Source organism: Leptospira kmetyi serovar Malaysia str. Bejo-Iso9 (genome assembly GCF_000243735.2).
Lineage (GTDB): Bacteria > Spirochaetota > Leptospiria > Leptospirales > Leptospiraceae > Leptospira > Leptospira kmetyi.
Window position 1 is genome coordinate 3,418,788 of the sequence record NZ_AHMP02000003.1, and the last position, 8,713, is coordinate 3,427,500.

Annotated in this window: 8 protein-coding genes and 1 tRNA gene (1 of these 9 running past the window's edge); 4 read left to right on the forward strand and 5 right to left on the reverse strand. The window is 45.6% G+C overall.

Annotated elements, in window-relative coordinates:
* Nucleotides 1-13: 13 nt before the first annotated feature.
* From LEP1GSC052_RS18535 to LEP1GSC052_RS18550, 4 genes are all read left to right on the forward strand, one after another.
* Nucleotides 14-1,624 (forward strand): carboxyl transferase domain-containing protein, encoded by a 1,611-nt coding sequence (locus tag LEP1GSC052_RS18535; protein ID WP_010572768.1) that lies wholly within the window; start codon nucleotides 14-16, stop codon nucleotides 1,622-1,624.
* Nucleotides 1,625-1,685: 61 nt separating this feature from the next.
* Nucleotides 1,686-2,618: an LA_0442/LA_0875 N-terminal domain-containing protein gene (locus LEP1GSC052_RS21355; RefSeq protein ID WP_010572767.1), complete on the forward strand. Its 933-nt coding sequence runs from the start codon at nucleotides 1,686-1,688 to the stop codon at nucleotides 2,616-2,618.
* Nucleotides 2,619-2,899: 281 nt separating this feature from the next.
* Nucleotides 2,900-4,192 carry an ammonium transporter gene (locus tag LEP1GSC052_RS18545; protein WP_040913196.1) on the forward strand — a complete coding sequence of 431 codons (1,293 nt, stop codon included), beginning with the start codon at nucleotides 2,900-2,902 and terminating at the stop codon, nucleotides 4,190-4,192.
* 35 nt (nucleotides 4,193-4,227) lie between these two features.
* Nucleotides 4,228-4,572: a P-II family nitrogen regulator gene (locus LEP1GSC052_RS18550; RefSeq protein WP_002619748.1), complete on the forward strand. Its 345-nt coding sequence runs from the start codon at nucleotides 4,228-4,230 to the stop codon at nucleotides 4,570-4,572.
* 251 nt (nucleotides 4,573-4,823) lie between these two features.
* On the opposite strand, the gene prmC is transcribed toward LEP1GSC052_RS18550, so the two are convergent.
* From prmC to LEP1GSC052_RS18575, 5 genes are all read right to left on the reverse strand, one after another.
* Nucleotides 4,824-5,687: a peptide chain release factor N(5)-glutamine methyltransferase gene (gene prmC / locus LEP1GSC052_RS18555; RefSeq protein ID WP_040913197.1), complete on the reverse strand. Its 864-nt coding sequence runs from the start codon at nucleotides 5,685-5,687 to the stop codon at nucleotides 4,824-4,826.
* 59 nt (nucleotides 5,688-5,746) lie between these two features.
* Nucleotides 5,747-5,820 (reverse strand) — tRNA-Arg (locus tag LEP1GSC052_RS18560).
* Between the two features lie 2 nt (nucleotides 5,821-5,822).
* Complete coding sequence (locus LEP1GSC052_RS18565) at nucleotides 5,823-6,488, reverse strand: Crp/Fnr family transcriptional regulator (protein WP_010572764.1); 666 nt, start codon at nucleotides 6,486-6,488, stop codon at nucleotides 5,823-5,825.
* Nucleotides 6,488-7,540, reverse strand: coding sequence for a tetratricopeptide repeat protein (locus tag LEP1GSC052_RS18570; RefSeq protein ID WP_010572763.1), 1,053 nt, complete (start codon nucleotides 7,538-7,540; stop codon nucleotides 6,488-6,490). Before LEP1GSC052_RS18570 ends, LEP1GSC052_RS18565 begins: the two co-directional genes overlap by 1 nt.
* A gap of 8 nt (nucleotides 7,541-7,548) precedes the next feature.
* Nucleotides 7,549-8,713 carry the 3' portion of an amidohydrolase family protein gene (locus LEP1GSC052_RS18575; protein WP_010572762.1) on the reverse strand. The gene runs 86 nt beyond the window's last position, so only the last 1,165 of its 1,251 coding nucleotides appear in the window; the start codon falls outside the window, past its right edge; it ends in the stop codon at nucleotides 7,549-7,551.

An 8,713-nucleotide genomic window follows, 5' to 3' on the forward strand; every position in this document is an offset into this window, starting at 1 on the left:
TCCGGAGGGTTTTGTGGAAATCATAGAATCCAAAATACGTACGTCCTCATCGGAGTATAAAGAGAATTTTGAAGATTTAAAACTGAAGGTGGATTCTTTACGCGGACTGATTCGAAAGATCGAATTGGGCGGCGGTGAAAAAGCGATCGAACGTCACAAAGGAAGAGGAAAATTAACCGCAAGGGAAAGAATTTCCTCTCTCATCGATCCGGGAACTTCGTTCTTGGAATTTTCACCCTTAGCGGCCGAAGGCGTTTACGCGGACTCGGTTCCTTCCGCCGGAATTTTAACGGGCATAGGAAGAATCTGCGGAGTCGATTGTGTGATCGTCGCAAACGACGCAACCGTCAAAGGCGGAACGTATTATCCTCTTACGGTCAAAAAACATATTCGCGCACAAGACATCGCGCTTCAGAATTTTCTCCCTTGTATTTATCTCGTGGATTCGGGCGGGGCCTTTCTTCCGATGCAGGACGAAGTGTTTCCGGATAAGGATCATTTCGGAAGAATCTTTTACAATCAGGCAAATCTTTCCGCACAGAAAATTCCTCAGATCTCCGTCGTGATGGGAAGTTGTACTGCGGGCGGCGCGTATATTCCCGCGATGTCCGACGAATCGGTCATCGTAAAAGGAAACGGAACGATCTTTTTGGGCGGTCCTCCTCTCGTAAAAGCCGCAACCGGCGAAATCGTAACTCCCGAAGAATTAGGTGGAGCCTTGGTTCACAGCACGATTTCGGGTGTAACCGATCATTACGCGGAAGACGACGCGCACGCGATCGAGATCACGAGAAACATCGTTTCCACTTTGCATCACGCGGGCAACGTCGCACAAAGAGGCGGAATCAGTTGGGAAGAACCCTTGTATCCTTCCGAAGAAATTTACGGAATCATTCAGAAAGACATTCGAAAGTCGTATGACGTGCGCGAAATTATCGCGAGGGTCGTGGACGGTTCCCGGTTTCAAGAATTCAAAAAGTATTATGGAACCACTCTCGTAACCGGCTTCGCAAAAATTTACGGGAAGATGGTGGGAATCATCGCGAACAACGGAGTTTTGTTTTCGGAAAGCGCACTCAAAGCGTCTCACTTCATCGAACTTTGCAATCAAAGAGAAATTCCCCTGTTATTTCTTCAAAACATCACAGGGTTTATGGTGGGAAAAAAATACGAGAACTCCGGAATCGCAAAGGACGGAGCCAAGATGGTAAACGCGGTTTCCACTTCGGTGGTTCCCAAGTATTCCGTGGTGATCGGCGGTTCTTATGGAGCCGGAAATTACGGAATGTGCGGAAGGGCTTTCAATCCTAGATTCTTATGGATGTGGCCGAACTCGAGAATTTCCGTAATGGGCGGCGAACAAGCGGCTAACGTTCTTCTCACAGTAAAGATGGAACAACTCGAAAAGGAAGGGAAAAAACTTTCCGAAGCGGAACAGTTCGCGTTTCGAAAACCGATCTTAGATGATTACGAAAGCAGATCCTCTTGTGTTTATTCTTCCGCAAGACTTTGGGACGACGGTGTGATTGATCCCGCGAGAACGAGGGATATATTAGGAATCGCTCTTTACGCGGATCATTCCAAAAGACCGGAATATCCTAAGTATGGAATTTTTAGAATGTAGAAAAAATTGCTTTCAAATTATAGTTCGACTGTTTCCTTATGGAAAGCATTCCGTAGTTAACATGTCTGCAAGAAGTTATTTCCTTTTCTTATTTCTACTCTGTTTTTTCCCGACATTTATTTCGGGAGAATCCATCATTCTCAAAGACGGAAGCGTTCTGAAGGGAAAGGTCGCCGCTCAGAACGCGTTTAATGTTACCGTTAAAACCGAGGATGGAAAGAGTCAGGAAATTCCCAAAGTTCGTATTCTAAAAATCGTATATAAGGACGTTTCGAACGAAGAAGCTCTTCGCATTAAAAAAGAAGAGGAAGCGAAACAGTTAGAAAAGGAACAAAAAAAGAAAGAACAGGAAGATAAGAAAAAAGAGGAAGAGGAACTTTCCAAAAAAGCCAAGGAAGAAAAACAAAAACAAGAGCTCGTGGAAAAACAGGCAAAAGACGCGGACGCGCAAAAAAAGGAACAGGAACGATTGTCGCGTCTTCAACAAAAGGGTTTGAGTCCTTGGAGCGTCGCTTGGAGATCGGCGGTTCTTCCCGGTTGGGGACAATGGACCGACGAAAGAAAGTTACCCGCCATCGTCTATTCTTCCCTATTTGTCGGTTCACTTTATCTCGTCTATCGCGAGAATCAGATCTATAAAAATTCCGTCAGAGATCTGAATCACATGAACAATCCGTATGAAACCCTGATTCCGATTCCTTCTTTTTCCGATCCGGCAGCGCTTTACTTATACAATAAACCTTTCGAAGAACAACGAAAGAATGTGAACGACAACTATCACAATTATCAGATGTCCATCGCTTTTACCGTGTTTTTATACGCAATCAACGTTTTCGACGCGTATTTATTTCATCCTCGATTTGCAAAGTCCGCGGCTTCTCATTTGTTTTTGGATTACAATCCAATGGCCCGTTTGGATTCTTCTTTGAATTCAAATTCTTCCGCATCTATAGAAAGCTACTTAAAGTTCGGTTTGCGATTCTCCTTAGAATAATAGCAGTTTTTGGATTTTGTTAGCATCTTCTATAGAGAAAGAGCAAAATCTGAAAATTTGCCAGTTTTTTGGGCAATTTGGGGTACTTTATAAACTGTGCATTTTGTATCTTTCGTAGTTCCGACCTTGTTTTCTTTTGAATTTCGTTTTATAGTCCCAAAAGTGTAGGATCTCCTACGTTTTCCGGGGATTCTTTCCATTCTTAAGAATTCTTAAATAATTCTCCATTTGGTACCAATCTTGCATTAATGTAGGCAAATTGATTTGGGATGAGAATGATTATGAATTGGACCAAGAGACTACTCTTATTGCTCACTCTGCTTCTTCCATTTGTTTTATTTGGACAAGAAGCAACCGCTCCTGCGGCGGCGCCGACTCCGGTAGCCGATAAAGGAGACACCGCATGGATGATCGTTGCATCGGCTCTCGTGTTTTTTATGATTCCCGGACTGGCTCTGTTTTACGGCGGTCTCGTAAGATCTAAAAACGTTCTTTCTACCATGATGCACAGCTTTGTTGCGATTCTGGTGTTAACGCTCCAGTGGACCATTTTCGGATACAGCTTCGCTTTTTCCGGAACCAATCCTTACTTCGGAAATTTTGATCTCGCTTTCCTCAACGGAATCGACGAGAATACTTTGGAACTTACGATTCCTAAATACGTTCACTTCCTCTTTCAGGGAATGTTCGCATTGATTACTCCGGCTCTGATTTCGGGCGCGATCGCTGAAAGAGTGAAACTCGGCGGGTATGTCGTGTTTATTCTTCTTTGGTCCACACTCGTTTACGATCCGGTCGCGCACTGGGTATGGGCGGCGGACGGCTGGCTCTTTAAAATGAGCGCACTCGATTTCGCAGGTGGAACCGTGGTTCACTTACTTTCCGGTATCGCGGGGCTTGCCGCTGCGATCGTTCTCGGAAAGAGAAAGGGAGAAGGCCCTGCTTTGATCGCTCCAAACAATCTTACTTATACTTTGATCGGCGCCGGTTTACTCTGGTTCGGTTGGTTCGGATTTAACGCGGGTTCCGGTCTTGCGGTAAACGGAATTGCGGCTCGCGCTTTCTTAGTAACTTTAATCGCTCCCGCGGCGGCCGGTGTGGCTTGGCTCGTGATCGAGTATATTCACACTAAAAAAGCGACCGCTCTCGGCGCCGCTTCCGGAATCGTTGCCGGTCTGGTTGTGATCACTCCTGCATCCGGTTTCGTAGGCGTTCAAGGCGCGATCATCATGGGACTTATCGTGAGCCCCGTATGTTACGGTGCGATTCTCCTGAAAGGAAAACTCGGATACGACGATAGCTTGGACGCGTTCGGTATTCACGGCGTGGGCGGTGCGTTAGGCGCGATTCTTACCGGTGTTTTCACTCTTTCACTCGGCGCAGGCGTTGCGACTAAGGGAGATCAGATTCTGGTTCAGGTAATCAGCGTTCTCGCTACCGGCGCTTATTCTTTCATCGTGTCCGTAATCCTCGTGTTCTTAATCGATAAAACGATTGGATTCCGTATCTCCGAAGAGAAAGAAATCACCGGTTTGGATTCCGAGATCCACGGTGAAAAAGGTTATATCCTTTAATTTACGTTACTGAAGAATTTTAATAAGGAGATTATATGAAATTAATCGTTGCTATCATCCAGCCTCATAAATTGGAAGAGGTTAAGGCAGAATTGACCAAGAACGAAATTTACAGACTTACCGTAAGCGACGTTCAAGGTTACGGTCAACAAAAAGGAAAGACTGAGGTTTTCCGCGGACACGAATATCAAGTGAATCTTTTGAGAAAGGTTCGTCTTGAAATCGCCGTAAACGACGAGTTCGTGAAACCGACCGTTGACGCGATTCTCAAAGCGGCAAAAACCGGTGACGGAAAAATCGGAGACGGAAAGATTTTCATCACTCCTCTCGAAGACGTGATCCGCATCAGAACCGGCGAAAGAGGAAGTTCGGCGATTTGATTTTTCTTTAAAATGGAGACGGATTCGAGTTAAACCGAATTCGTTTCAAATCGATTCTTTCTAAATTGGAAAGAAAAAGCCGGGCGTTGAACCCCGGCTTTTTCTTTTGGAATCAAAGAATTGTAGGAACTCATACGAAAAGAAAGCCCTCGCAGTTTCATTCGTCGTCCTTACCAATAAAAGTAGGAACTCCTGCATTTCGCCTAAAAGGATCTTACGAACCCCAACCGAAATCTAAACCAAAACACGACTTACTTCGTCAAAACGACGAATCTGTTTTTTCCGGAAAGATCCTTTTCCACCTTTCCTTCCTTCCAACCCCTTGCGATCGAATCGGAAACGAGTTCTTCCGCCAAAGAAGGAAGAGTTTCCATATAGAATTTTCCGCCTTCGTTGAGACGCGCGCGCGCGTCCGCGATCAGAGAAGTTAAGAATTCTTTCGGATTCTCCAGAAACAAAGCCAGATGCGGTTCGTAGTCGATTACGTCCTTCATCATCGAATCCTTATCCGTCATAGGAATATACGGCGGGTTGGTCGCAATCACGTCGAATTTGAGATCGCCGGAAATGGATTTGAACAAATCGCTTTCCAAAAGTTGAATGTGATTTTCTTCGCCTAGAATTTTGTCCGCGTTTTTCTCCGCGATTTCCAGAGCTTCCTTTGAGATGTCGCTTAACGTTAAGCTCCAGTCTTTCCGCGCGAGTTTGAGGCTGATTCCGATACAACCGCTTCCCGTACAAAGATCGAGAACGTTTTGTCCGGTTCCATTCTCCTTAAAATCCGAAAGGATTTTTTCCACGAGCTCCTCGGTTTCGGGTCTCGGGATCAGAACGTTTTCGTTTACGAAGAACACGGAATTGTAAAACGACTTTTGTCCGATGATATAAGCCGTGGGCTTGTTTTTGGAACGGTCCACGATTCTTTCCCGATACGCGTTTTTTTCCGTTTCGGTGAGAAGTCGTTCGAAGTTTACGTAGAGTTTTACCCTTTGTAGTTCGAGTAGGTCGGCCAATAGAATTTCGGCGTCGAGTCTCGCGCTGGAAATTTCTTTTTTCTTTAGGAATTCCTCTGACTTTTTAAGCAGGGAGAGAATGGAATCTGGATGTTGTTGCATGGCTTGGATCGGTTGCGATTCTTTCCCTGCAATCCACAAGAGTATCCTTCGGCGGGTTTTGCCCCCGAGAGGATTCGAACCTCCGACCAAAAGTTTAGGAAACTTCTGCTCTGTCCACCTGAGCTACGGGAGCTTTTAAGAATTCGGTTTCCGTTTTTGTGAGACTATTCTCTGGAAGTCGGCGATATTGTGTATAACAATTTTGTCTTCGTAAAGTTCGATTTTTCCGCTCTTGGAAAGGGTGTTGAGAACCTTTTGAACCTCTCCTACCGGTTGCGCGCACCATTCGGCGACGTCGTGTTGCGAAACGTTCAAAACGATCTCCTTGAAATCGCTGTGCGCGTGCATCTTTTCGTAAAGCATCAAGAAAACGTCCGCGACTTTTCCTTGGATATCGTCCATAAGAAGAATCAAAAGTCTTCTTTTGGCGTCGTTGATCCGAACCGAAAAGATGGTGAGAATCTTCAAAGCCAACATCGGATTTTTGGTCATCAAAAGTTCGAAATTCGCGCGGTTGAAGTTCAACACCTTTACTTCCGAAATCGCGATCGCGGTCGCGGATCTGGGTTGTTCTTCCAAAATCGCCATCTCTCCGAAAATATCCCCTTGTTCGAGAATATCCAAGGTTTTGATGAGATAGTCCTCTTTTTTCGTCGGGTTCGGAACGGTTTTTACGATCTTCACCTTTCCGGATTGGATCAGATAAAAGTCGTTTCCGGGTTCGTTTTCGCAGAAGATGATTTGATTCGGTTCATACGTTTTACCGAACTTGGAAAACATGGATTCGAGCATCAGATCCATCAGGTACTCATCTCCTTGGCCTTCAATCTGGACTTTTGGGAGATGCTGTCCTTTTCGGGCGGCAGAAGCGCGACCTTACCGTACAACATTCTCGCTCTTTGACGATCCCCTTGGAGTTCGGAGATTTCCGCGAGATGAAAGAGAGATTCTTTGATCGATTCTCCCGAAGGATATTTTTTGATATAAGTCGAAAAGGAAGAATTCGCGTTGTCCAGATCGTTTTGTTTCAAAAGACAGACGCCGAGTTGGAAGAGGGAATTCTCCACCAGCTTCTTTTCGGAATCGAATTTGAAATCGGTCCGGTTGAGAAGATCCTTGTAGATCACCATCGCTTCCCCGTGTTTTCCCACGTTTACGAGAGTATGCGCGCGGTTGTAAAGCGAAGTGATGGAGTTATCGACGCCTGCGGTGATCGTAGATTTTTCGACCGCGGGTTTCATGATGTTCTGAAGAGTCTCTTGAGTGACTCTGCTTCCGCCCTCGTAAACCAACGGAGGCATGTTTAAAGGAAACGGACTTCCTCTTCTTGCGAGTTCGAGAAGTTCCGTTGCGCGTCCCGTGTAAGCGGTTCCCGGGTAATTTTGTAAATATTTTTCAAACGCATATACTGCGTGGGGAAGATTGTTGTTTTTGTAAAAAACTTCCGCGACGTTCATCAACTCGAACGCGGGATTGCGCGTATCGGATTGGCCTAAAATTTCTTTGAGTTTTTTGTGAACCTGTCTGAGCTGACTGGAAAAAACTTTCATCATCTTAAGAATGAGGTGGGTTTTTTCGGCGACGAATTGTTCGAACTCGTTCGGTTTAAAAACGAGGACAGTGGCGCTCCCGATTACTTGGGCGGTCTCTTCTCTGGGGTATTTTCCGAGAGCGGATTTAACGCCGAAGAATTCTCCGATGCGAACGTCTTCCTTTACCTCTTGTCCGGTGTCCACGGCGGGGAAAGTAAGGATGACGCGACCGTTCCTTAGGACGTAAATATCCTCGGCTTTATCCTTCTCAAAATATATGATGGATCCGCCTTTATAATTTCTGATGATCGGACCGGCCAATGGATTACCTACTCAAAGTTATCAAATTCTTTCTGTGCGGGGAAAAATGCCAAATCCTTTTTGTAGCCAAGGGAGATGACAAGGGATTCCAGGAGTTTTCCGGGAGATGCTACCAAATATTTATCGGCATTGTCGATGCGAATTCTTTCCACGGCCGCGCCGGATTCTTCAAAAAAAGATTCTAAACTTGCATCCCCGTAAACGGGAACTCCGTCCCGAACGACAAGTCGAACGCTATTCAAGTCGGATTCGCAGAGGTTGATATGCGGATCTTCGGAATTTCGGGTAAGGATCACTAAATCGGCGATTTTTCCGACTTCGATGCTTCCGAGTTGTTTTTCGATTCTAAAAGCCTTTGCAGGATTAGACGTAACCATCTCGAAAAGTGTTTTGGGAGAAAGATCCTCTCCGTATTCCGTTTGATAAAATTTTCGCGCGCCTCGAATTTCCTCCAAAAGATTGAGCGATCCGCAGACGCTCGAATCCGTTCCCAGGCTTACGTTGATTCCGTGTTTCAATACGTCTCGTATATCGGTGGTTCTTTCGTATAAGAATTGGTTCGCTTCGGGGCACCAAACCAGATGAGATTTTTTTTCGGCGATCAACGCGATGTCCGATTCGGATAATACGACGCCGTGAACGAGAACCGTGTGTTCTCCGAGACATCCCAACTTGTTGAGAGTTCTCAAAGAATCCCTCGATTCGGAATCGAATCCTTCGGCGATTCGAGTTATGTAAGGAATGTCGTTCTTTAGAGCTTTTGCATATTCTTCCCTGGGTCCGTCCCCCCAGTTTAAGGAATACGTGCAGATGCTGTGCGATAACGCGTATTTGTGGAGAATTCTCACGGGCATCGTTTCGACGAACGGATCTTGAACGAAATGAGGAATATGATCTTGAACCGAAGTGACGCCCGAGATGAGATTCTTATAAGAACCTAAAAGATAAAGTTGTTCCGGATCGAGTTGTTGTCTTTCCGAAAATACGATCGAAGATTTCAGATCGTTGTCCCAAGGAAGCCAGTTTAAGTAGGGTTTGCTCGGAGCGACTCTCGGAAGATACGTGCTTAAAAGATGATCATGCGCGTTGATGAGCCCCGGATAAACGTAAAGACCGTTCAGGTTCAATCGAATTCTTTTTCCGGAAGGAGGTCCGCCCGCGTTTACGGACGTG